The 22,654-nt window shown below is 66.9% G+C and carries 21 protein-coding genes; 11 read left to right on the plus strand and 10 right to left on the minus strand.

The features are described from left to right. Positions 1-107: 107 nt before the first annotated feature. The gene (locus ACJH7A_RS11735) at positions 108-929 is read right to left on the minus strand and encodes an acyl-CoA thioesterase domain-containing protein (RefSeq protein ID WP_406801996.1); all 822 of its coding nucleotides are present in this window, start codon (positions 927-929) and stop codon (positions 108-110) included. A gap of 85 nt (positions 930-1,014) precedes the next feature. Here ACJH7A_RS11735 and ACJH7A_RS11740 point away from each other — a divergent pair, with 85 nt between their 5' ends. From ACJH7A_RS11740 to ACJH7A_RS11750, 3 genes are read left to right on the plus strand one after another with little or no spacing between them, the layout of a single operon-like run. Continuing rightward, positions 1,015-1,938, plus strand: a complete 924-nt coding sequence (locus ACJH7A_RS11740; protein ID WP_406801997.1) for a LysR family transcriptional regulator — start codon at positions 1,015-1,017, stop codon at positions 1,936-1,938. A gap of 29 nt (positions 1,939-1,967) precedes the next feature. Continuing rightward, entirely contained in the window at positions 1,968-2,777 is an 810-nt protein-coding gene (locus ACJH7A_RS11745; RefSeq protein ID WP_318985093.1) for a tat pathway signal sequence, read from the plus strand. A 9-nt stretch (positions 2,778-2,786) separates the two neighbouring features. Continuing rightward, positions 2,787-3,260: an RDD family protein gene (locus tag ACJH7A_RS11750; protein WP_135355261.1), complete on the plus strand. Its 474-nt coding sequence runs from the start codon at positions 2,787-2,789 to the stop codon at positions 3,258-3,260. Positions 3,261-3,263: 3 nt separating this feature from the next. Here the strand turns inward: ACJH7A_RS11750 and ACJH7A_RS11755 are convergent, their stop codons facing one another. Beyond that, on the minus strand, positions 3,264-4,775 hold the full coding sequence (locus tag ACJH7A_RS11755) for a carboxylesterase/lipase family protein (RefSeq protein WP_406801998.1): 1,512 nt from the start codon (positions 4,773-4,775) through the stop codon (positions 3,264-3,266). A gap of 79 nt (positions 4,776-4,854) precedes the next feature. On the opposite strand from ACJH7A_RS11755, the gene ACJH7A_RS11760 reads away from it, so the two are divergent. Continuing rightward, positions 4,855-5,553: a hypothetical protein gene (locus tag ACJH7A_RS11760; protein WP_064858167.1), complete on the plus strand. Its 699-nt coding sequence runs from the start codon at positions 4,855-4,857 to the stop codon at positions 5,551-5,553. A gap of 3 nt (positions 5,554-5,556) precedes the next feature. Here the strand turns inward: ACJH7A_RS11760 and ACJH7A_RS11765 are convergent, their stop codons facing one another. Then, positions 5,557-5,787, minus strand: coding sequence for a hypothetical protein (locus tag ACJH7A_RS11765; RefSeq protein ID WP_406801999.1), 231 nt, complete (start codon positions 5,785-5,787; stop codon positions 5,557-5,559). Positions 5,788-5,923: 136 nt separating this feature from the next. On the opposite strand from ACJH7A_RS11765, the gene ACJH7A_RS11770 reads away from it, so the two are divergent. After that, on the plus strand, positions 5,924-6,757 hold the full coding sequence (locus ACJH7A_RS11770) for a class I SAM-dependent methyltransferase (protein WP_406802000.1): 834 nt from the start codon (positions 5,924-5,926) through the stop codon (positions 6,755-6,757). Between the two features lie 16 nt (positions 6,758-6,773). Here the strand turns inward: ACJH7A_RS11770 and dnaE are convergent, their stop codons facing one another. Together dnaE and ACJH7A_RS11780 are read right to left on the minus strand one after the other, a co-directional pair. After that, positions 6,774-10,307, minus strand: a complete 3,534-nt coding sequence (gene dnaE / locus ACJH7A_RS11775; protein ID WP_406802001.1) for a DNA polymerase III subunit alpha — start codon at positions 10,305-10,307, stop codon at positions 6,774-6,776. 67 nt (positions 10,308-10,374) lie between these two features. Then, positions 10,375-11,040: a TetR/AcrR family transcriptional regulator gene (locus ACJH7A_RS11780; protein WP_318985097.1), complete on the minus strand. Its 666-nt coding sequence runs from the start codon at positions 11,038-11,040 to the stop codon at positions 10,375-10,377. Positions 11,041-11,407: 367 nt separating this feature from the next. Here ACJH7A_RS11780 and ACJH7A_RS11785 point away from each other — a divergent pair, with 367 nt between their 5' ends. From ACJH7A_RS11785 to ACJH7A_RS11795, 3 genes are read left to right on the plus strand one after another with little or no spacing between them, the layout of a single operon-like run. After that, positions 11,408-12,340: a daunorubicin/doxorubicin resistance ABC transporter ATP-binding protein DrrA gene (locus ACJH7A_RS11785; RefSeq protein WP_061006097.1), complete on the plus strand. Its 933-nt coding sequence runs from the start codon at positions 11,408-11,410 to the stop codon at positions 12,338-12,340. Next, positions 12,337-13,074, plus strand: coding sequence for an ABC transporter permease (locus ACJH7A_RS11790; RefSeq protein ID WP_029105006.1), 738 nt, complete (start codon positions 12,337-12,339; stop codon positions 13,072-13,074). Before ACJH7A_RS11785 ends, ACJH7A_RS11790 begins: the two co-directional genes overlap by 4 nt. After that, a complete protein-coding gene (locus ACJH7A_RS11795) occupies positions 13,071-13,865 on the plus strand; it encodes an ABC transporter permease (RefSeq protein ID WP_406802002.1) in 795 nt (264 codons plus the stop codon). The genes ACJH7A_RS11790 and ACJH7A_RS11795 overlap by 4 nt, the downstream gene beginning before the upstream one ends. A 16-nt stretch (positions 13,866-13,881) precedes the next feature. Here the strand turns inward: ACJH7A_RS11795 and ACJH7A_RS11800 are convergent, their stop codons facing one another. Further along, entirely contained in the window at positions 13,882-14,814 is a 933-nt protein-coding gene (locus ACJH7A_RS11800) for a glycosyltransferase family 2 protein (protein WP_133427361.1), read from the minus strand. 16 nt (positions 14,815-14,830) lie between these two features. Further along, positions 14,831-16,147 (minus strand): UDP-glucose/GDP-mannose dehydrogenase family protein, encoded by a 1,317-nt coding sequence (locus tag ACJH7A_RS11805; RefSeq protein ID WP_133427360.1) that lies wholly within the window; start codon positions 16,145-16,147, stop codon positions 14,831-14,833. Between the two features lie 590 nt (positions 16,148-16,737). On the opposite strand from ACJH7A_RS11805, the gene ACJH7A_RS11810 reads away from it, so the two are divergent. The 3 genes from ACJH7A_RS11810 (at position 16,738) to ACJH7A_RS11820 (ending at position 20,023) form a co-directional block, all read left to right on the plus strand. Beyond that, positions 16,738-17,841 carry a glycosyltransferase gene (locus ACJH7A_RS11810; protein WP_406802003.1) on the plus strand — a complete coding sequence of 368 codons (1,104 nt, stop codon included), beginning with the start codon at positions 16,738-16,740 and terminating at the stop codon, positions 17,839-17,841. 43 nt (positions 17,842-17,884) lie between these two features. Beyond that, positions 17,885-18,655: an FkbM family methyltransferase gene (locus ACJH7A_RS11815; protein ID WP_406802004.1), complete on the plus strand. Its 771-nt coding sequence runs from the start codon at positions 17,885-17,887 to the stop codon at positions 18,653-18,655. Positions 18,656-18,874: 219 nt separating this feature from the next. Further along, entirely contained in the window at positions 18,875-20,023 is a 1,149-nt protein-coding gene (locus tag ACJH7A_RS11820; protein WP_212811485.1) for a polysaccharide pyruvyl transferase family protein, read from the plus strand. A 6-nt stretch (positions 20,024-20,029) separates the two neighbouring features. Here ACJH7A_RS11820 and rarD read toward each other — a convergent pair whose 3' ends face one another. From rarD to lspA, 3 genes are read right to left on the minus strand one after another with little or no spacing between them, the layout of a single operon-like run. Beyond that, entirely contained in the window at positions 20,030-20,962 is a 933-nt protein-coding gene (gene rarD, locus ACJH7A_RS11825) for an EamA family transporter RarD (RefSeq protein WP_212811486.1), read from the minus strand. Then, positions 20,959-21,882, minus strand: a complete 924-nt coding sequence (locus ACJH7A_RS11830; RefSeq protein ID WP_212811487.1) for an RluA family pseudouridine synthase — start codon at positions 21,880-21,882, stop codon at positions 20,959-20,961. Before ACJH7A_RS11830 ends, rarD begins: the two co-directional genes overlap by 4 nt. Continuing rightward, complete coding sequence (gene lspA, locus ACJH7A_RS11835) at positions 21,879-22,490, minus strand: signal peptidase II (protein ID WP_244872941.1); 612 nt, start codon at positions 22,488-22,490, stop codon at positions 21,879-21,881. The genes ACJH7A_RS11830 and lspA overlap by 4 nt, the downstream gene beginning before the upstream one ends. Positions 22,491-22,654: the final 164 nt, after the last annotated feature.

Consider the following 22,654-nt stretch of genomic DNA (forward strand, 5'->3'; position numbering starts at 1 on the left):
CTCATCGCGATCCTCCAATCAGATGATTGTGGGGTGTCCACCCCACGGATTGCTCGGACAGTTCTTGGTTACCGCATGCATCCCATCGCTAAACCTTCTGCAGCGCTTCAGACCTCGCGCCTGATCCGCTCCGGGAACCGGCTGTGGCCGAAGTCGATCTGGGCGCCGGGATTGCTGACCGCGGTGGTCAGGCCGGTGCCGATCGGTCCAGCGCTGTCGTACAAGGTGGTGGCACCGACCGCGATGCCGTGGGCCGCCCAGTGCGTCTCGGCCTCGACGCCGACCCAGTCGTCCTGCGGCAGCCGCGTCAACGCCACAGTGAGGTCGCCGTTGATGTAGCCGATGCCCGCGGTGCCCAGATTCGTGACCATGCTGGTGCCCTCGGCCGTCACCGCAGCACGGACGAACGGGGTGTTGACCTGCCCCTCGATGACGTCGATGGACCGGTTGACGTAACGCTTGCGGCCGGTGTTCTGATGCTCGGCGATGGTTCGCGTCCAGCCGACACCGTCACTGCTGATGTACGGCGCCAGGCCGTCGTCGATCACTGCGGGCGGCTCGAAATCGGTTGTGCCAAACCACTCCTCACCAGCGGGCGCCTCCGCGAGCCGATACTGCACCAGCGTGGCCCTGGCGACAGTGACGCCGTCTTGCACCACGTCACACTCGGAATTGCGCACCCGTCGCCCGTCCCGCACCAACTTCACCGCGGTCGTCGTCGGCACGCCACGCGCGGCGCGGAACAGGTCGACGGTGAGCCGGGCCGGCAGAAAGTCGGGCAATCCGAACGCGGCCTCCAGCGCGTGCGCGGCCAGCCCCACCACCGCCGGGCCGTTGAGGTGGTCTTCACCCCACAAGCTCTGGGCGAATCGGGTCGGCTGAACCCGATCGGCGTCGAGCGGGACGAAGTGCGCGGGGCGTGCGGTCATTTTCGGATCGTCGCACATTGGCTAAATATTCATAACTTCGGGCCGGAACACGCAGAATCGTGCAGATTCCCTGGACAATGATGAGATGGACACCCGCCGGCTGCGCCTCCTGCTGGCGCTGTCGCGCCTGGGGTCGATGCGAGCCGTCGCCGAGAACCTCGATCTCACGACGTCGACGGTGTCGCAACAGATCGCGGCGCTCGCCAAGGAAACCGGCACCCAACTGATCGAACCGGAAGGGCGCCGGGTCAGGCTGACACCGGCCGGACAGCGCCTCGCCGACCATGCGGTGACCATCCTCGCCGCCGTCGACGCGGCGCGCCTCGACCTCGATTCCGGCGCCGAACCCGTCGGCACCCTGCGGATCGGCGGCTTCGCCACCGGCATCCGCGTCTCGCTGCTGCCGATCCTGGCGGAATTGACCCGGGAACACCCCGGAATCGATGTTGCGATAAGCGAATACGAGCCCATCGAGGCGTTCGCGTTGCTCACCGACGACGACCTGGACCTGGCCCTGACCTACGACTACAACCTGGCTCCGGCCTCCCCCAGCCCGCTCCTCGAAGGCTTTGCCCTGTGGTCGATTCCATGGGGGCTGGGCCTGCCGGCCGATGAGGCGAACGGACCCGCCGAACTGTCCGAGTACGCGGACCGAACCTGGATCGTCAACTCGCGCAACACCGCCGACGAGGATGCCGTCCGCACACTGGGTGCGCTCAGCGGATTCACCCCGCGCATCGCCCATCAGATCGACAGCCTGGAACTGGTCGAGGACCTGATCGTCGCCGGGTACGGCGTCGGGCTGCTGCCGCTGGAACGGCCCACCAGCGCGGGCATCAAGGTCGTCCCGCTGGCCGGGCCGACGGTGATCCACACCGCCTACGCCGTCACCCGCAAGGGCCGCACCAACTGGCCACCGCTGCGGGCGGTGCTCGACCGGCTGCGCCCGGGCGACGGGCCCGTGCCGCTGCCGACGTGGCCCCGGACAGAGGCCGTCGGCACCGGATGACACTGACCGAGATCTGGGAGGCTACCGGCGTGAAACTGCTCAGGGCGGCACTGGTCGCAACGCTCTTGACCGGGACCGCACTGCCCACCGCCCGTGCCGAATGCACCGGCGCCTGCGATGCGCAGCAACGCGTCGCGGCGGCGGACGCCTATCTGGCGACCCGGCCTGGCACCGTCGGATACGTGCTTCGCGACCGCAAAACCGGTGCGGTGTACCGCAATTCGCATGCCGGGGACATGGTCTGGACGGCCTCGACCATCAAGCTCGGCATGGTGGTGGACCTGTTCGCCCGGCAGAGCGCCGGGCTGCTGCGGCTCACCGACAACGACATCGCCCTGATGGGCAAGATGCTGCACACCTCGGACAACGACGCCGCCGACACCCTGTGGACCCGGTACGGCGGGCCCGACCACACCATCTTCAACAACGACTTCCCCCATTTCGGCATGACCCGGGTGCAACCACAGCGCGGATTCGGAGACATGTTCCCGTACTGGGGCTTTCAGAAGTCGACCACCGACGATCTGGACCAGATGGTCAACTACATGCTGACCAAGCTACGGCCCAACGAGACCGCCTGGATCGTGAACGCCATGCAGCACGTCGACCCCATTCAGCAGTGGGGTGTCTGGGGCGCCGGCCCGGGCATGGCGCCCGGCAACAAGGACGGCTGGTCCGACGAGCAGGGCGGCTGGGTGACCAACACCGTCGGATTCGCCGGGCCCGGACAACGTTTCACGCTCGCCGTCATGAACGCGTTGAACGGCGCCGGCGGCAATGCGGACGGCCAGGCCACCACTACGCGGCTAAGCCAGATATTGCTGGCCGATCGGCAGTAAATTGACGCCATGACCTACGGCGAGAACTACCCCACCCCAGGCGCTTACGGCGCACCCACGCCGGTGCATCCCGGTGACCTGCTGCCCCGATTCTTCGCGCGGTTCATCGACGGACTGATCGTCGGAGTCCTGGCCTTCTTCGGCGCCTTCTCCATCGGCTCGATGTCCGACGTCATGGTGACCGGCCTGTTCTCCGGACTGGGCACTTTCCTGTACTTCGTGCTGTTCGAGGTCCTGGCCGGGGCGACGCCCGGCAAGATGCTGCTGGGCCTCAGCGTCCGCGGACCCCACGGCGTGGCGAAGCCCGACTTCAAGCAGTCGGCCATCCGCAACTCGTTCACCCTGCTGCCCATCATCCCGTGGGTCGGCGGGCTGCTGGCGTTCATCGCATACATCTTCATCGCCGTCACGATCAACTCCAGCCCCTGCAAACAGGGCCGGCACGACGAACTCGCCGGCGGCACCCAGGTGGTCAAGAAGTAGGCCCTAGCCGTGGACCAGTGAAAAGCCTTCCCAGGCCTGACGCTGCTCGGCGCGCGGATCGAACTCGACGCGGGTCTTGCGGTCGAACACCAGCACGGCGCGGTCGGCTGCGTCGTACTGCGGCCAGCCCTCCCCGGGGACGCCCGTCCTCGCGAACGCCCGCCACCGGTTCTGGACGTCATTGCTGATCCGCAGCGCCGACTTGCGGTCCATGGCGGCGGTCAGCACCGAACCCAGCGGGGTCCGGTACACGTCGAACACCGCGAGCAGTTCGGTGGCGTGCGTGGCACCGAGGCCAGTCCAATGCAGCGCCGGCGGCGCGTAGTCGTACCGGTAGGCGTACGTGGGCGCGTGGCGCATGTGCGCCCCGGCGATCTCCCACGACGCGGTGCCGAAAGCGAAGTCGCCGCCGAGCTTGATACAGGCGTCGGCAGACCGCGGATAGCCCGGATACGCCCCGGTGATCCGGGCGCGCCGTTCCGCCGGGAGGTGAGCGAGGATGCGCTCGATCATGGCCTCATTGGTGGGCAGCAGCTGCATGAACTTGGTGAACAGCCGGCCCTCGTCGGCATTGCTACCAACGATCAGCGGCACGTGGTGGGCCCGCCCCTCGCGCATCGCGACCATCGGGTCTTCGGGCAGGAACTCGGTTCCGCAGGCCGGCCCCGCCGGGAAGGCACCCGGCATGTCGGTCACCGCACCGCGGATGACGCGGTCCAGCGCGGCCATCAGCTCAGCCGGTCGCGCCGACATCAGCGCGGCGGCACCGTCCCGCTCACCGGCTCCCAGCGCTTCGGCGAACTGCTTCGCGAACTGGGCGGCCGCGTCGGGTGAACGCACCATGCCGCTTGCGGGGCTCTCGGCAATGGCCTGGTGGAAAAGGCCTTTCGCCTGCGGCACGGCGAGCAGCGTCGCCACGGCGTGCGCGCCTGCACTCTCCCCGAAAATGGTCACGTTGTCCGGATCGCCGCCGAACACGGCGATGTTGGTCCGCACCCACTTCAGCGCCGCCACCAGGTCACGCAAGAACAGGTTGTCGTCCAGCCGGTGCTCCGCCGTGGCCAGGGTGGACACATCGAAGCAGCCGAGCGCGCCCAGCCGGTAGTTGGCCGACACGAAGATGCAGCCGCGCCGCGCCAGCGCGGCACCGTCGTAGATCGGGGTGGCGGAACTGCCGAGGATGTACCCGCCACCGTGGATGAAGAACATCACGGGCAGCGGCTCACCGGTGGGCTGTTCGGGCGTCACCACGTTCAGCGTCAGACAGTCCTCGCCCATCGGCTGGTACTTGCCCACGCTCAGCATCGTGTACTTGCGCTCCTGGGGCGCGCAGTAGGTGAAGCCATGGCAGTAGCGCACGCCGCGCCAGGGCTGCACGGGTTGCGGGGCCCGGTAGCGCCACGGGCCCACCGGGGGCCGCGCGTAGGGCACAGAACGCCAGCGGTGCACGCCGTCGCGGGTGAACCCCTCGATGGTTCCGCTGTCGATAGTCACGCGGACGGTACGTTCGTGCATAAATGGACACTATCGAAAATCTGTAATCCTCGGGGTGCCTGAACCGCGTGTTGGCGTGGTGCCGGTTACCCTGGCGGGCATGCGACTTCCGGTGGCCCTCGCGGCATGTGCCCTGGTTGCTGGTTGTGCCGCCAATTCGGACCAGCACGGACAGCCCGGCGTGGCGATCTCCGAGCCGTCTCTGTCGGCCACCGCACCGGCGAGTCGTCCCCCGGCCCCGGCGCCGAAGGCCGCGCCCACGACGCCGCCGCCCGCGGGCGCGCCGGTCGCCGACGTGATCGCCTGGGTCGAGGCCGGCACCCCGGCCGACCCGGCCGGCTTCCACACCGCGACACGCGACGGCACGCCGACCGATCTGGGCACCGACATCGCGTTCACCACGGCGTCGGGCGCCAACTGCATCACCGACAAGAGCTTCAACGGTGCACTGGCGTGCCTGATGCACCTGACGTCCCCACCGCCGCAACCGGCCGACACCTACGGCCACTGGGTCGGCGGCTGGGTCGATTTCGAAGGTCCCACCGCGGAAGTCGGTTCGGTACACGGGGATCCAGGGCGTTTCAACGCCGGCACCGGACCCAAACTGAAGGACGGACAGAGCCTGCGGTTCGGCGACTATCAATGCCGCGCCGACGCCACCGGGCCGGTCTGCGTGAATTACGCGCGCCGCACCGCGGTCCGGTTCAGCAACGCCGGCATCCAGACCTTCGGTTGCCTGACGCCGGTGCTGCCGGCGCCCGAAGGCGTCGGGCTGAAGTTCGCCTGCACGACAGCCTGAGCATCAATTCGCCGCCGCGACAGTCGCTTTCGGTTCGTGGACGGTCGGCCCCGGCGCGGCTTCGTAGAGCGCTTCGATCTCCGCGGCGTACTTCTCGACGATGGGGCGCCGTTTGAGCTTCATGGTCAGCGTGATCACGTCTCCGGCGGTGCGCAGTGCGACGGCGTCCGGATCGAGCGCCGCTGTCAGCTGGAACGCTTCACACAAAGTGGTCGGACGCTGCGCTTCAGACATTCCGGTGTCCCTCCTCGCTGGGCCTCATGATCGAAGCACATCGCCGGCGCTTCATGGCACCGAGGCGCGAAATCCACAGCGCGCTAAACATTTTGGGTAGAACGTTCAGCGCAACTGGAGGCGTATGGTCGGAACGATGGGAATAGCTGTCACGTCACTGACGCCCGTGGAACGGACCGCCCTGCTCACCGTGTACGCGCGGGCCCTGGACAGCCGCAAGCCCCGCTCGATTCTTCGCGATACCTGGGCGGACTCGGCGGTGCCGGCCATCGACTACGACTTTGCCGCGCTGGGAGTCCAGACCAGCGTGGTCTGCCAGACCGCGCTGCGCGCCAAGATGCTCGACGATCGCGTATCTGCATTCACCGCAGCACACACCGATGCGGTCGTCGTCGATCTGGGCGGAGGACTCGACAGCGGCTTCTATCGGGTGGCCCCGCCGCCGACGGTCGACTGGTACACCGTGGACCTCGCCGGCGTTTCGGCGCTGCGTGAGCAGCTGTTGCCGGCGAATCCGCAGTCGCACACAGTGGTGGCATCGGTGGCCGAAACAGACTGGGCCGCAGGCATTCCTGCGGATCGTCCCGCCATGCTCGTGGCTGACGGGTTGTTCGCATTCCTGACCGAGCCCGTCATCGCCGGCGTGTTCCGCAGCGTCACCGAACACTTCCGCCGCGGCGAGCTGGCGTTCAACGACTACGGACAGTTCGGACCGATCAGCCTGGCGGCCTTCAAGTACCTGCCGCAGCAGATGTTCAAAGACGTTGGCAGCCAACTGGGTTATGCGGGTTTCACAGATGCCCGGCACCCCTTGAGTTGGAATCCCCGCATGCAGCTCGTCGAAGAGACCAGCCTGGCCCATCAGCCCGAGGTCGACCTGTTTCCCTGGGCGCTGCGGGTCGCCACCCGGCTGACGGGGCGCACCCGCGCGGGCGCACGGAAAGCGCGGATCCTGCGCTACCGCTTCTGAACTGAGACCACCCGGACTACCCGCCGAGGCAGCCCGGGCCCAGCAGCGCCTTCAAGTCACCCATCAACGCCGACGACGGTGTCACCCGCAGTGTCTGGTCCAGTTCCAGGGTGGTGATGCGGTCTCCACTGATGAGCCGCAGATGCACCTGGGAGGTGCCCGGGTGGTGGGCCAGCACCTGCTTGAGCGCACTGACCTTCTCCGGGGTGCACTGCCGCGTCGGCAGGCTCACCGCGAGCGGACGGTCGGCCTGCGCATTCGAAAAGTCAGGCACCACAAGGTCACTGGCGAAGATCGAGACCCGCTCGTCCTCGACCCGGGCCTTGCCGCTCACCAGCACGATGGCGTCGTCCATGATGTCGGCACCGAACACGGCATAGGTCTTCGGGAAGAAGTTCACCGTCACCGAACCGTTGAGATCTTCCAATTGCGCTGACGCCCAGGGCAATCCCTGCTTGTTGACGCGCCGGACCACACCCGCCAGGATGCCGCCGATGCGGACCTGGCTGTCGTTGGCGACAGCGCCTTCGAGGATGGCCGGAATCTGGGTGTCCACCTGCGCGTTGAGCAGGTGCGCGACACCGTTGAGCGGATGGCCGGAAACGTACAGGCCCAGCATCTCTCGCTCCAGGGCGAGCTTGTGCTTGTCGTCCCACTCGTTGTCGGGCACCTTGATGGTGAAGGCCGCATCCCCGGCATCCCCGGCGTCACCGCCGCCGAACAGGTCGAACTGGCCCATGGCTTCGGCCTTCTTGGTGCCGAGCACCGAGTCGACCGCGTCGGCGTGTACCAGGAACAGACCCTTGCGGGCGTGGCCCAGCGAGTCGAAAGCGCCTGCCTTGACCAGGGATTCAGTGACCCGCTTGTTGCAGGCCGTGATGTCGATCTTGCTGAGGTAGTCGGAGAAATCGGTGTATTTCCCCTTGTCGGTGCGGGCCGCGATGATGGACTGCACCACGTTGGCGCCGACGTTGCGCACACCGCCCAGCCCGTAGCGGATGTCCTTGCCGACCGAGGCGAAGTTGTGCACCGATTCGTTGACATCCGGTGGCAGCACGGTGATGCCCAGGCGGCGGCAATCCGCCAGGTAAATCGCGGCCTTGTCCTTGTCGTCACCGACCGAGGTCAGCAGACCTGCCATGTACTCGGCCGGATAGTTGGCCTTGAGGTAGGCGGTCCAGAACGACACCAGACCGTATCCGGCGGCGTGCGACTTGTTGAACGCGTAGCCGGCGAACGGCAGCACCGTGTCCCACAGCGCAGTGATGGCCGCCTGCGAGAAGCCGTTCTGCTTCATGCCGTCGGCAAACCCGCCGTAGGCCTCGTCGAGGATTTCCTTCTTCTTCTTACCCATCGCGCGACGCAGCAGGTCTGCTTGGCCGAGCGAGTAGCCCGCGACCTTCTGTGCGATGTGCATGATCTGTTCTTGGTAAACGATCAGACCGTAAGTCTCGGAAAGGATGTCACGCAGCGGCTCTTCGAGCTCCGGGTGGATGGGCGTGATCTCCTGCAGCCCGTTCTTGCGCTTCGCGTAGTCGGTGTGCGCGTCCACACCCATCGGACCCGGCCGGTACAGCGCCAGGACGGCCACGATGTCCTCGAAGCCCGTCGGTCGCATCAGTTTCAGCAGATCGCGCATCGCGGATCCGTCGAGCTGGAACACGCCGAGCGTGTCGCCGCGCGCCAGCAGCTCGTAGGTTTTCGGGTCGTCCAGGCTCAGGTGGTCGAGGTCCAGATCGATGCCCCGGTTGGCCTTGATGTTCTCCAGCGCGTCACCGATGACGGTGAGGTTGCGCAGGCCCAGGAAGTCCATCTTCAGCAGGCCGATGGCCTCACACGACGGGTAGTCCCAGCCGGTGATGATGGCGCCGTCCTGGGCGCGCTTCCACATCGGGATGGCGTCGATGAGCGGTTCGGAGCTCATGATCACCGCGCAGGCGTGCACACCCGCGTTGCGGACCAGCCCCTCCAGCCCGCGGGCGGTCTCGTAGATGGTGCGCACGTCGGGGTCGGTGTCGATCAACGCGCGGACCTCGGCGGCTTCCTTGTACCGCTCGTGGTTGGGGTCGGTGATCCCCGCCACCGAGATGTCCTTGGCCATGATGGGCGGCGGCAGCGCCTTGGTGATGCGATCGGCGATGGCGAAGCCCGGCTGCCCGTAATGGACTCGAGCCGAATCCTTCAGTGCCGCTTTGGTTTTGATGGTACCGAAGGTGATGACCTGGGCGACGCGGTCACTGCCCCACTTCTCGCTCGCGTAGCGCACCATCTCGCCGCGCCGGCGGTCGTCGAAGTCGATGTCGATATCGGGCATCGACACGCGCTCGGGGTTGAGGAACCGCTCGAACAGCAGACCGTGCGGGATCGGGTCGATGTTGGTGATGCCCATCGCCCACGCCACCAGCGAACCTGCGGCCGAACCTCGGCCGGGGCCCACCCAGATTCCCACCTCGCGCGCGTGGCTGATGAGGTCACCGACGACGAGAAAGTATGCCGGGAAGCCCATCTGCACGATGACGCTGATCTCGTATTCGGCGCGGTCGAGATACTCCTGGGGCGGGCCGCCCGGGAAGCGCCGGTCCAGGCCACGCAGCACCTCTTTGCGCAGCCACGTGGCCTGCGTCTCGCCCTCGGGCACCGGGAAGATCGGCATCCGGTCGTGGAACTTCCAGACATCGGCGTAGGACTCGACGCGCTCGGCGATCAGCAAGGTCGAATCACAGGCACCGGGTACCTGGTGATCCCACATGGCCCGCATGTCCTCGGCCGACTTGAGGTAGTAGCCGTCACCGTCGAACTTGAACCGCGTCGGATCGGACAGCGTCTTGCCGGTCTGGATACACAGCAGCGCCTCGTGGTTGTGCGAGGCCTCGCGGGTGACGTAGTGGCAGTCGTTGGTGGCGAGCGGCGGGATGCCCAGCTTCTTGCCGATGTCCAGCAGGCCCTCGCGAACCCGGCGCTCGATCTCGATGCCGTGGTCCATCAGCTCGAGAAAGAAGTTCTCCTTGCCGAAGATCTCCTGCCACTTCGCGGCGGCCTCGACGGCCTCTTTCTCGTGACCGAGCCGGAGCCGGGTCTGCACCTCACCCGACGGGCAGCCGGTCGTGGCGATGATGCCCGCGGAATGCTCGGCGATGATCTCCGCGTCCATGCGGGACCACTTGCCGAGCTGCCCCTCGAACGACGCCAGCGACGACAGCTTGAACAGGTTGCGCAGCCCGGTCGCGTTCTCCGCGACCATCGTCATGTGGGTGTACGAGCCACTACCCGAGACGTCGTCGCTCTTCTGGCTCGGATCGCCCCAGGTGATGCGCTTGGTGTTGAAGCGCGACGCGGGCGCGATGTACGCCTCGATGCCGATGATCGGCTTGATGCCCTCTTTGGTGGCGGTGTTGTAGAACTCGCTGGCGCCGAACATGTTTCCGTGGTCGGTCATGCCGATTGCCGGCATACCCAACCGGATGGCTTCCTGCACCATCGGCTTGACCTTCGCGGCACCGTCCAGCATCGAGTACTCGGTGTGATTGTGGAGGTGCACGAACTGGCTCATAGGGCTGCCAGTCTAAAACGGGCCACCGACACCTCTCGGCGTGTCGGGCGCTGTGTCGTCGGCGGGACTACGACGAAGCCGCGACGGCTGTTGCCCCGGGACCCACCAGCAACCCCTTGTGCAACACCTGTTGCAGTTGCTTAGTTACCGCTTCGACGCGATCCCGGTCGGCCACGAGCCCGGCATAGAAGCCGAGCCCCCACACCATGGTGTAGAGCAGGTCCGCCACAGGGGCCACAGCCGTCTCGGCAGGCAACTCACCGCGCGCCACGGCGTCGCGCACGGCCTGGTCCATGAATTTGCGGACGGCCGCCTTGGCGTCCCTGCGCGGGGCCGGCAACCGGTCGGCCTCCAGATAGGAGCTGACCAGCAGCGCCACACTGCCCGGTTCATGGACACCAGCGTTGCGGAATTCGGTGACTAGTACCGAAATCTGTTCTGGCAGAGTGGATTCCGCTCCCGCTCGGGCGATGCAGAGGTCGATCGTCGTGGCGATCTCATTCAGCAGACAGTGGTAGATGTCCTCACGCGTCTGGAAGTGGTAATGCAGCGTGGGACGGCTCAACTCGGCGATCTCGGCGATGGCCTGGATGGTGGTGGCGTGGTAGCCACGGACTGCGATCACCTCGCGTGCGGCGTCCAGGATGCGCGCCCGCGTCTGCGCCGAATCGGTGCCGGCCGGGCGGCCCCGACGGCGTGTCGCCTTCACTGGGAGAACATCGAGATGCACCATGCCACGTCCTCGCACAGAAAGGGATATTTACGAATTCAGCAAACTCTAAGACATAGCTGATACGTGGTCAACCGCAACCTCGACAACGGCGGGTCGACTTGCCTCGCGACAACCCTGGGCAAGGTCCATTCAGTCCGGTGACCACCACAGACGGCGTCATGCCCGGCGGTCGATCGGCGGCGCGTTCCGCGGTGGCGACGAGCACCGCAATTCATTTGCCCGAAAATTTGTCGCCGACGTAGAGATCCGGCAACCGAATCGGGGTCTCGATGGGGCCCTCGCCGAGCGCCACATAGTGATGATGTCCACATCACGGCGTGCGCTGTGCGAATTGAATGCGCTGCGGCTCTCTGTATCGTATGACTCCGTGATCGAGCTCATCAACGTCGCCAAGACTTTTGGCGGGTCTGTTCCCGCACTCCGCGACGTGAGCTTTTCCGTCCCCACCGGCTCTGTGTGTGCGTTGCTGGGACACAACGGCGCCGGCAAGACGACGACCGTCAAGATCCTCTCCACCTTGCTCAAGCCGACCTCGGGCCAGGCGATCGTCGCCGGCTACGACGTGGCAAAGGAACCGGCGAAGGTGCGTCAGTCCATCGGCGTCACCGGACAGGATGCCGCCCTGGACCTCCGGCTGACCGGACGGGAGAACCTCGTCCTGTTCGGGCGCCTGCGGGGCCTGCGGCGCGGCGAGGCCCGCAGCCGGGCCGACGAACTGATCACCCAATTCGACATGGGGCACGCCGCGGACCGCCAGGTGAGCGGGTATTCCGGCGGCATGCGCCGCCGCATCGACATCGCGGTGTCCCTCGTGGTCCCACCGAAGGTGCTGTTCCTCGACGAGCCGACCACCGGGCTGGACCCGCGCAGCCGCCGCGACGTCTGGAATCTGGTGTCCTCGATGAAGTCCCAGGGCATCACCGTCCTGCTGACGACGCAGTACCTGGAAGAAGCCGACATCCTCAGCGATTCCATCGTCATCCTCAACGGCGGACAGATCGTCGCCCGCGGGACCGCCGACGAGCTCAAGCGCCAGACGGGCTCGAGCTACTGCGAGATGACCCCGCTCAACCCGGACGACCTGCCGCGCATCGCCACGGCCCTGGCCGACTTCGACGAGATCGAGGTCGACACCGACGCGACGACGGTGTCGGTACCGGCGCCGGGCGGCGTCGCGACCCTCACCGAGGTGTTCCGCCGCATGGACGAGATCGGCGTCGAGCTCATCGACATCTCGCTGCGCCGCCCCTCACTCGACGAGGTGTTCCTGCACCTCACCACCCCGGTCAAGTCGAAGTGACGGCATTCGGACTCCTGACGGCCCGCATCCTGCGCAAGGGCTGGCTGGACCTCGTCTTCGCCGTGCTCGTGCCGGTTTCCACGCTGATCGGCCTCACCTTCATGCTCGGTGACGTCATCGCCACCGGCGACATGAGCTACGTGCAGTACATCCTGCCGGCGGTCGTCGTGCAGGCGATGCTGTTCGGCGCGCTCACCACCACCGACCGGGCCGCCGGCGAGAAGGCCAGCGGACTCGGCGCCCGCATGCGCACGCTCCCCATCTCCCCCTATGCGCCATTCCTGGCCCGCATGGCCTACTGCCTGATCCGCGGACTACTGGCTTTGGTCGCGTCGGTGCTCGCCGCGTACCTGTTCGGGTTCCGGCTGACCACAGGTTTCGGCTACGCGGCCGCCTTCATCGTGCTGGCGCTGACCCTGACCCTGGCCGTGTCCTTCGGCGCCGACGCCACCGGCTCCAAGGCCGGACGTGCCGAGGTGGCCAGCCAGCTGCTGCTGATCCCCCAGCTCTTCCTGGTGATGCTGTCGACCGGGCTCGCGCCCGTCGAGGCGTTTCCCACATGGCTGCATTCTTTCGTGCGCTACCAACCGGTTTCGCTGATCACCGACGCGCTGCGCGGATTCACCAGCGGCCACATCGACACGGGCATCCTCGGCGCCAGCATCGCGTGGACCGTCGGGCTGCTGGTCGTCTTCGGCGCGGTTGCGGTTCGACTTCAGGAGCGCTCATCGTGAATCCGACCAAACAGCACCAACATTCGCGCCTCACCGAGAGCTGGATATTCGCGAGCCGGCTGTTCATCCAGTGGCGCCGGTACCCGATGGTGCCCGTGCAGGCCCTGGTGTTCCCGACCCTGCTGCTGCTCATCTACGGCATCCTGGTCGGCAAGTCGATGGTTCGCCTCACCGGCAACAGCGGACTGGACGTCCTGATCCCGGTGTGCACGCTGGCCGGTGCCATGTCGGGCGCCATCGGCGCCGGTCTGGCCGTCCCCCACGACCGCGACAGCGGTCTGCTGACCCGGCTGTGGATCATGCCGGTCCGGCGGACGTCGCCCCTGACGGGCGCGCTGCTGGCCGAGGCGCTGCGCACCTTCGCGGCGTCGGCGTTCGTGGTGGCGGCCGGTTACCTGATGGGCTTCCGGTTCTCGGGCAGCTGGATCGCGCTGCTGGTCTATCTGTTGATCCCCGTCGCCATCGTGGTGGTGTTCGCCACCATCGTGATCACGCTGGCCCTGCGACCCCAGGGCCGGATGATCCTCACGTGGACCAACACGGCGTGCATGGGCCTGGCATTCGCGACATTGATTCCGCCCGCGAAGATTCCGGCCGCGTTGCGCCCGATTGCCGACTACCAGCCGATCGCCCCCGCGGCGGCGGCCATGCGGGCGCTGTCCAACGGCGGCGCGTTCTGGCAGCCCCTCGCCGTGGCCGCGCTGTGGCTCGTGGTGCTCGCGGTCGTCGTCGTCCCGATGGCGGTGCGGTCGTACCGCGCGGCAGTCGAAGGCGGCAAGGTCGAGGGCTGAGCCCATCGAACTCGGCTCAGGCCGAGTCGGAGTCCCGGGACACGTCGAAGTGCACCGGCATCTCGAACTCCTTGCGCTTGAGCTGTGCGGCGAAATAGCCGTACTGGAAAGCGATTCCGAGGATCGCGGTGGCCGCCAGCTCCGACACCGGACGGCGCAGCTCGGCACGCATCGTCGTCCACGCCTCTGCCGGTGAGACCCGCGCCGGCGCATGCGTGCCCTTGCTGGCCGAATCATTGCGGTGCGCCCAGCGGATGTACGCGTTGCTGTTGCCGTAACGCTTCCACTGACTGGCCAGATCGCGGATCGCAGTCCGCGGCTCCCACTCCATCAGCACCCGGGTGTCGGTGGCGATGGTGCCGAGCGACTGGTCCTGGATCCGCCAGCAGATGTCGAGGTCGCCGCCGCCGCGCATCGCCCGGAACCCGTCCACCTTCTCGAAGGCGATGCGGTCGATACCGAGATTGCACGTCGGGTAGTAGTCGGGCCGCGGCGGCACCATCCCGACGACGGCTTTCATCGCCCCGCCGCCGCGCGGCAACATGAACGGCTGCATCTTGGCAGCCATCCGGGCGGCCACGGTCGGCCCCGACAGCGTGCGAACGTTGGTGCAGGACAACGCGACTCCCGGTCGCGCCTGCATGGCCCGGTGCGCGTCGAGCAGACCCGGCAGCGGGCGGCAGCGCCCGTCGATGAAGAGCAGGATGTCGGCGTCCGACCGGCTCGCGGCCACCTGCCGCGCGTAGTACGGGCCCCGGCTGTTCGTCAGCGTCACGACGCGCGCGCCCAGCGAACGCGCGACCGCCGCCGTGTCGTCGACCGACGCGTCGTCGACGACCGTGACCCGGTCACCGTCGGACAACTGGTCGAGCAACGGCCGCAGCAGGTTCGGAAGGTGATCGGCCATGTCGCGGACCGGAATGATCACGTCGATCGTCTGACCCGTCATGGATCAATCTCCTCTACTAGACGTGCAGTCCGCCACGACCGAGCGAGTACACCTGCCACCCCGCACGCGACCAGCTCTCGCGGTCGATGACGTTCCGGGTATCCAGCAGGCGTGGCTCCTTCACCACCGAGCGGAACGCCTCGGGATCGATGTTGGTGTACTCGTCCCACTCCGTCGCCAGCACGATCAGATCCGCGTTGCGGCAGGCATCCTCGGCACTGTCGAAGTAGCCCAGCGTCGGGAACCGGGCCTTGGCGTTTTCGATCGCCTTCGGATCGTGGACGCGGACGTCAGCGCCCTTCAGGTGCATCGCGGCCGCCACGTTCAGCGCCGGCGAGTCGCGCACGTCGTCGCTGTTGGGCTTGAACGCGGCGCCCAGGACGGCAATGCTCTGGCCGAGGAATTCCCCGCCGACGACCGCACGCGCGACCGACACGGCCTTCTCCCGGCGACGCAGGTTGATCTTGTCGACCTCGTGCAGGAACCGCAGCGCGTCCGAGGCGCCCAGCTCACCGGCCCTGGCGCTGAATGCCCGGATGTCCTTGGGCAGGCAGCCACCGCCGAAACCCAGGCCCGCGTTCAGGAAGCGCTTGCCGATGCGGTCGTCGTACCCGAGCGCGCGGCTGAGCACCGTCACGTCGGCGTCGACGATCTCGCAGACCTCGGCCATGGCGTTGATGAACGAAATCTTGGTCGCGAGAAAAGCATTGGCCGCGACCTTCACCAGTTCCGACGTCGGCAGGTCCGCCGTCAGATAAGGCGTGCCGCCGTCGAGCAGGGCGCCGTACACCTCTTGCAGCGTCTTCTCGGCGTACTCGGAGGTGACCCCGAACACCAGACGGTCCGGCTGCAACGTGTCCTCGATGGCCTTGCCCTCCCGGAGGAACTCCGGGTTCCACGCGACCTCGAGGCCCGACGACGTCTTGGCGACCTCCGCGGCCAGGCGCTGGGCCGTGCCGACCGGGACGGTGGACTTTCCGACGATCAGCCCGTCACAGTCCGCGTTGGCGACGACCGCGCGGAAGGCGCTGTCGACGTACGCGATGTTGGCGGCGTCCGAACCGGCCAGCTGCGGGGTGCCGACGCAGACGAAGTGCACTGCGGCGCCGGACACCGCTTCCTGTGCGGACTGGGTGAACCGCAGCCGTCCGGTGGCCAGCACCGCGGCGAGCAGCTCGTCGAACCCGGGCTCGTAGAACGGCGACGTCCCAGCCGACAAGGCGGCGATCTTCGACGCGTCGGTGTCGTACGCGACGACCTCGTGCCCGATATGCGCCATGCAAGCGGCGTGAACGGCACCCAGGTAGCCCGTTCCAATCACGCTCAATCTCATATAGCCGAACTCCACGTCGTCGCAGTTACTTTCCGGCCACCCGAGGGGTCGCCGGTCGATCATTTCAGCGCGCTCCACGCACGGTCGGGACGCACGGACCCGGGATTTATTCGAGAGCAGCAGCCGTCGCAGCTAAGTACACCACACTGCGCCGCCGGGGCTTCGGTGAGACGCCGCGAACTGAGGTTCGGCCAATCCCGATGGCGGCCCACGCGGCTGCCGGCGTTGCGGCCGGCGCCAGGGCCCGGAATCCGGGCATGCGACAGCACCGTTTGCTCGATCGGCGCCGAGGGGCGTGTATCCGGCCGCCCCGACGTTGCTGTGACAGTGCCGCGAATGCGATTGCGCCGATTGGCGTACCGAAATGCACGATATTCAGCGGTACTGGATTGCCGGCCGGCGACATATCTGTCAATTGACTGAACGTGACGTTATTTGCCAGAGATATGCGAGGCAACGCAATTGTTGCCCACGTCAGAATTGCGCGCAGAAAGGGCCGTTTGGTTTGTTAATCAAAGGAAATTGGCGCACATCCCGGTAATTCACAGATATGTGGCAGATTCGGGGCGGATAACTGTAGAGTCCGCCGCATGGCTCGTTCGCTCACCCGGCCTGCACAGCCAACTCTGGATGCACCAGCCGCCAAGGAAACAAAACCCATTCGGGTGGCGGTATGGCCACACTGGTTGGACAACCCCTATTTGCCCAACATGATCGAAGGGTTACGCGCCGAAGGCCTGGACGTTTCCGCGCCGCATATTCTGAGTATCGAATCGGCTCGGCTACATAGTGGCGATTGGCTGCATCTGCATTGGTCCACCGAAGCGCACACCAGCCACGTGCGGTGGATATACGAAGCCCGCGCCGCGGCATTCAACCGCCAATTGCAAGCACTGAAGCGGCGCGGCGTGCGCATCGCCTGGACGGCACACAATCTGGTGCCACACGATGATCCGCACCCGGACCTGGGTCGTAGCATCCGCAAGGAACTGCTCGCGCTCGTCGACCACGTCTTCATCCACTTCCCCAGCGCCCAGGAAACGCTCGCAGCGGAGTTCGGATACACAGGGCCGTGCACCGTGGTTCGGCACCCGCACTACATCGACTCCCATCCGGCGCCGCCGTCGCAGCTCGAAGCGCGCGCCAAACTCGGCCTGCCCGCCGACGGCTTCGTCGCGCTGTCCTTCGGATTGCTGCGCCCCTACAAGGGCATCAGCGACATCATCCACGCCTTCCAGAAGGTCGCCAGAGACCAGGATCGCCTCATCCTGGCCGGCCATCCCCAGGGCGACGTGTCGGCCGATCTCGCGCTGGCGCGGGAAGACCCGCGAATCCTCTTGTGCGCCAAACGCATTCCGAAGTCGGAGGTCCCGCTGTACTTCGCCGCGGCAGACGGCGCCGTCATCGCCCACCGCGGCTTCTTCACCTCGGGCAGTGCGCTGCTGGCACTGAGCATGGGCTGCCCCGTGATCGGGCCCGAGGTCAACCACCTCGTCGACCTGGCCGGCGGGCAGCGCCTGTATCCGGTGGAACTCGGCGTCGACGGACTGGCTGCGGGCCTCGCCGAAGCACGTGACAAGGCCCGCAGCGTCGACCGCGAGTCGATGCGCAACTGGGCCGGCAACTACAGCAACTGGCGCGAGGCCGCCGCTCGCACCGCGGCAGTCTTCCGCGACCGCACCGGCAGCCACTGAAACACGTTCCGAATCCCGTCAAGGAATGCACCGAATAGCAAATATGTTCTCCGCATCAGCACTCCGCGCCCGCCAACTCGTCAACTGGGAGTTGCGCAAAGGTGAGCCCGAGCTCAGACTCCTTGCGGTACTGAAGGATTCAAGCCAGGATTTTCTCGATGTCGGCGCGAATGCGGGCGTCTATTCGTACTACGCACTGAACCGTTTCCGCAAAGTAATTGCGGTCGAAGCACATCCGGTCATGGCGTCCAGCTTGCGCCGGATCATCAAGCCGGAGAATCGGGTTCTGCCCGTGGCATTGTCCGACCGAATCGGGGAGACCACATTTCATATCCCCACCCGCCGTGGTCGCGATGTGCTCACCAGAAGTTCACTACAACAAGACGCCAATCCGGGTTTCGAGCTGCGCACCATCACCGTGCCGACGACGACCATCGACGAACTCGATCTGAATCGACTCGGCGTGTTGAAGATCGATGTGGAAGGTCACGAGTCTGCCGTTCTCCGCGGTGGCGTACGAACTCTGGAAACCGCAAAACCGACGTGCATCGTCGAATGCGAGGAGCGGCATAACGCCGGGGGTGTCGCACAGACCTTCGCCTTTTTCGACACGATGGGATACCAGGGCTATTTCTTGCACCGGGGCGCGCTCCGGCACGTGGCCGAATTCGACACCGCAGCATTGCAGCGGCCCGAGGACGCGAAGTCGGTCGGCGGAAAGCGCTCGCCCGACTATGTGAACAATTTCATCTTCGTTCACCCGGACAACGCGGCGCAGCTGGCGAGCATCCGTCAGGTGTTCAGCGGCCGCTGACACCGCACTTCGGCATCACCCCCGCTCACGAGGTGAATCGACGGATTCGTCAATAGCACCGGTGCCGCCGCCGCGGATCCGCCTGCGGCCAGCTAACACCAAATAGGCATCCCGTCTGGCCTCCGAAGCTGTCAGCTACCTGTTAGTGTCCTGGGCATCCTCACAGGGACGAAAATTTCTGGCACCGGGGATGCCGAAGGGGGAAGTGGCTTGGCGCGCGTGTTTCTCTCCACCTGGGGACAGAGCGACAACATCGGCGACTCGATCCTCCGACGCGGCCTGCTCCGGACTTTCCACGGCATCGACGACGCTCGCGTGCACGTCCACGTCGGCCGGAAGTTGATGCCGGACGCGAACGACGAGCGGTATCTGACGGCCCTGAAGCTGCGCGGCGACGAAGTGGTGCACGACACGGCGATCGGCTGGATCAGCCGCTACGCCACGAGCGCCCTGACCGGCCGGACCCTCATGGTGATGCCGGCCGGTGAATTGGTCCTGCCCGAACGCGCCGGACGCTTCTGGGGCTGGTGGACGGCCATCTGTGCGCTGCTGTCGCGACCCCGCGGCGGCACCACCGTCCAGGTCGGCGCCGGCGTCCGGATGTCGCCGGACACCACCATCGCCGCGCCGCACATGGAGCGCTACGCGCGGCGCAAGATGTCGCTCGTCGCCTGGCGGGATCCTCGGACCGCCGCCGCGTTCGGAGTCGGCGACGTCGCACCCGACTGGGCGTTCGGCGAAGGCCCCGATCCCCTGGTCGACGGCCTGGGCACCCCGGCCGGCGAACGCAAGATTCTCGCCGTCACCACGCGCGGGAACCGGGATCTGCTCGACGAGAACAAGATTCGTCTCCTGCGGGACATCGCCAAGTCGCGGGGCCTGCGGATACAGGTGTACAGCCAGGTCCGCCGCGATCGCGAGGCCATGGAGAAACTCGCCTGGGTGCTGCATCCGGGCACCGAGCCACTGCTGTTCGGCGAAGAGTCACACGCCGAGTGGGAGCAGAAGGTGCGCGCGCTGCACCGGGAATCGGCGATCGTCGCCAGCGACCGGATTCATGCGTTGATCGTGGGCGCAACCGAAGGCGCCGTCCCGCTGGCGGTTTCGAGCGGGTCGACCGAGAAGGCGCTCCGCACCCTCAAGCCCGGAGGCTTCGACCTGCCGGCGGACCAGCCCGCCGCCATCAACGACTATCTCGACGCCATGCTCGGCGACTCGACGTCCGTCAGTCGCCGCATCGTCACGGCGCGCGCCCACCTGGACGGGCTCCGCAACACGCTGCGCAGTTTCGTCGACGGCGGCCCGGTCGGCGAGACCGGCACCGTCGAACCCCTGCCCTACGAATTCCGCCACGCAGCAGCGTCCTAGCGCCGCCTACGTCGCGACCGGATCCTTCTCCAGCGCGGCCGGCACCGCGGCACGACGGGCGCGCAACACCGCGTCACCGGTGAACACTGCCAGTGCCAGCCAGATCAGCACGAAGCCGGCCCACCGGCCCACCGGCATCGGCTCATGTCCGACGACGACGCCCCACGCCATCTGCAGCGCCGGCGTCAGGTACTGCAGCAGGCCCATGGTGACCAGCGGAAGCCGTTGCGCCGCACCGGCGAACATCAACAGCGGCAGCGCCGTCACCGGGCCGCACAACATCATCAGCAGTGTGTGGCCGGCGCCCAGTGCGGGAACCGTCGCCTGCCCGGCAACGGTGAGGACGACGAGATAGGCCACCGCGAACGGCGCGGCCACCCCGGCCTCCACGCCGACACTGACCCGCGGGTCGGCGCGCACCACCTTCTTGACCGCGCCGTACACACCGAACGACACCGCCACGCCGAGGCCGATCGCCGGGATTTCACCGGCCTGCACCGCCAGGACGACCACCGCGACCATGGCGATGGCCAGCGCCGCCGCCTGCGCGCGATTCAGCCGCTCACCGAAGAGCGCGACGCCCAGCGCCACACTCACCAGCGGATTGATGAAGTAACCCAGTGCCGCGTCGACCACATGGCCGTTGTTGACGGCATAGATGTAGATGCCCCAGTTCAGCGAGATCAGCGCCGATGCGCACACCAACAGGCCCCACGTGCGGCCCGACAGCCGGCGCAGGTCACCCAGGCGGCGGCCGACGGCCAGCACCACGAACATCAGCAGCACCGTCCACACGATGCGATGGGCCAGCACCTCGAAGGCACTCGCCGGCTTCAGCAGCGGGAAGAATGCGGGGAACAGACCCCACGACCCGTAGGCACCGAGTCCGAGCAGCAATCCCCGGTTCTGGTTCGTAGTGGCCGTCGCGGTAGTGGTCACTGCCGATGCAACACATCCAGAGCGTGCTGCAATTCCGGCGGGTACTCACTCGTGATCTCGATCCACCTGCCGTCGGCCGGATGGGCGAACCCGAGTGAGCGCGCGTGCAGCCACTGCCGCTCGAGTCCCAGCTTCTTCGCCAGCGTCGGATCGGCACCATAGGTCAGGTCACCGCAACACGGGTGATGCAGCGCGGAGAAGTGCACCCGGATCTGGTGGGTGCGGCCGGTCTCCAAGTGCACGTCCAGCAGGCTGGCTGCCACGAACGCCTCGATGGTGTCGTAGTGCGTGATGCTGTGCCGGCCGCCTTCGGTGACGGCGAATTTCCAGTCGTTGCCCCGGGCCCTGCCGATCGGCGCATCGATGGTGCCGCTCGACGGATCCGGGTGGCCCTGCACCAGCGCGTGGTAGCGCTTGTCGACGGTGCGGTGCTTGAACGCCCGCTTGAGCACGGTGTACGCCCGCTCTGACAACGCCACCACCATGACGCCGGACGTGCCGGCATCCAGCCGGTGCACGATGCCCTGTCGCTCGTGGATGCCCGACGTGCTGATCCGGAAGCCGGCCGCGGCCAGCCCGCCGAGGACCGTCGGGCCCGTCCAGCCCAACGACGCATGTGCCGCCACCCCGGCCGGCTTGTCGACGGCCACGATGTCATCGTCGGAGTAGAGGATCGCCATGCCCTCGATGTCCTGCGGCGTGTTCTCTAGCGGCGCCGGCGCCTCGGGCAGGCGGACCTCCAGCCAGGAGCCCGCCACCAGCTTGTCCGACTTCGCCGCCGGCGCGCCGTCGATATCGACGCCGCCGTCTTCGGCGATCGTGGCGACCGCGGTGCGCGACAACCCCAGCAGGCGTGCCAGACCCGCGTCCACCCGCATCCCGGCCAGTCCTTCGGGGACCGGCATCGAACGGCTGCTCATCGGTTGGTTTCAGCCTCGTCGGCGGCCGCAGCGGCCGGTTCCGGCTGTGCCGGCGAATCCTGTTGTGTATCAGTGGGTTCCGTGGAATCGGCGGCCGGCGCCTGCTTGCTCTCGGTATCGAAATCGATGCCGAACATCGACAGCCCGACCAGCAGCACCGCCCCGCACACCACCGCGGAGTCGGCGACGTTGAAGACCGGCCACCAGCCGACCGAGAGGAAGTCGACCACGTGCCCGCGCAGCGGCCCCGGCGACCGGAAGAACCGGTCCATCAGGTTGCCCACCGCACCGCCGAGGATCATCCCCAGGCCCAGCGCCCACCACAGCGAGACCAGCCGCCGGCCCATCCAGATGATGCCCAGGACCACGCCGGTGGCGATCAACGTCAGCACCCAGGTGTAACCGGTCGCCATCGAGAAGGCCGCCCCGGAATTGCGGACCAGCGTCCAGGTGATGGTGTCACCGATGATCTCGACCGGCTGACCGGGCACCAGCAGCTTCACCGCCAGCACCTTGGTCAGGACATCCAGCCCCAGCACCAGCGCCGCGACCATCAGCAACAGCCGCAACCGCCGCGCGACGGGCTGGGCCTGCGCCGGCTCGGTCACCGGCGATTCGGCGCTCTCACCCGTCTCCGGCCCGGCCTTCTCAGCCGTCTCCGGCCCGGCCTTCTCAGCCGTCTCCGGCCCGGCCTTCTCAGCCGTCTCCGGCCCGGTGCCCGAGGTCGCCTCCGGCTCCGTGGATTCATCAGTCACTCCCCCATCATCCCAAA

This window comes from Mycobacterium sp. SMC-17, from assembly GCF_045310915.1.
In the GTDB taxonomy this organism is placed as follows: domain Bacteria; phylum Actinomycetota; class Actinomycetes; order Mycobacteriales; family Mycobacteriaceae; genus Mycobacterium.

Bases quoted from the DNA above. Each gene is read 5' to 3' on its own strand.
- ACJH7A_RS11735 (WP_406801996.1), bottom strand. From the start codon at position 929: ATGACCGCACGCCCCGCGCACTTCGTCCCGCTCGACGCCGATCGGGTT.
- ACJH7A_RS11740 (WP_406801997.1), top strand. From the start codon at position 1,015: ATGGACACCCGCCGGCTGCGCCTCCTGCTGGCGCTGTCGCGCCTGGGG.
- ACJH7A_RS11750 (WP_135355261.1), top strand. From the start codon at position 2,787: ATGACCTACGGCGAGAACTACCCCACCCCAGGCGCTTACGGCGCACCC.
- ACJH7A_RS11755 (WP_406801998.1), bottom strand. From the start codon at position 4,775: ATGCACGAACGTACCGTCCGCGTGACTATCGACAGCGGAACCATCGAG.
- ACJH7A_RS11760 (WP_064858167.1), top strand. From the start codon at position 4,855: ATGCGACTTCCGGTGGCCCTCGCGGCATGTGCCCTGGTTGCTGGTTGT.
- ACJH7A_RS11765 (WP_406801999.1), bottom strand. From the start codon at position 5,787: ATGTCTGAAGCGCAGCGTCCGACCACTTTGTGTGAAGCGTTCCAGCTG.
- ACJH7A_RS11770 (WP_406802000.1), top strand. From the start codon at position 5,924: ATGGGAATAGCTGTCACGTCACTGACGCCCGTGGAACGGACCGCCCTG.
- dnaE (WP_406802001.1), bottom strand. From the start codon at position 10,307: ATGAGCCAGTTCGTGCACCTCCACAATCACACCGAGTACTCGATGCTG.
- ACJH7A_RS11780 (WP_318985097.1), bottom strand. From the start codon at position 11,040: ATGGTGCATCTCGATGTTCTCCCAGTGAAGGCGACACGCCGTCGGGGC.
- ACJH7A_RS11800 (WP_133427361.1), bottom strand. From the start codon at position 14,814: ATGACGGGTCAGACGATCGACGTGATCATTCCGGTCCGCGACATGGCC.
- ACJH7A_RS11805 (WP_133427360.1), bottom strand. From the start codon at position 16,147: ATGAGATTGAGCGTGATTGGAACGGGCTACCTGGGTGCCGTTCACGCC.
- ACJH7A_RS11810 (WP_406802003.1), top strand. From the start codon at position 16,738: ATGGCTCGTTCGCTCACCCGGCCTGCACAGCCAACTCTGGATGCACCA.
- ACJH7A_RS11815 (WP_406802004.1), top strand. From the start codon at position 17,885: ATGTTCTCCGCATCAGCACTCCGCGCCCGCCAACTCGTCAACTGGGAG.
- ACJH7A_RS11830 (WP_212811487.1), bottom strand. From the start codon at position 21,882: ATGAGCAGCCGTTCGATGCCGGTCCCCGAAGGACTGGCCGGGATGCGG.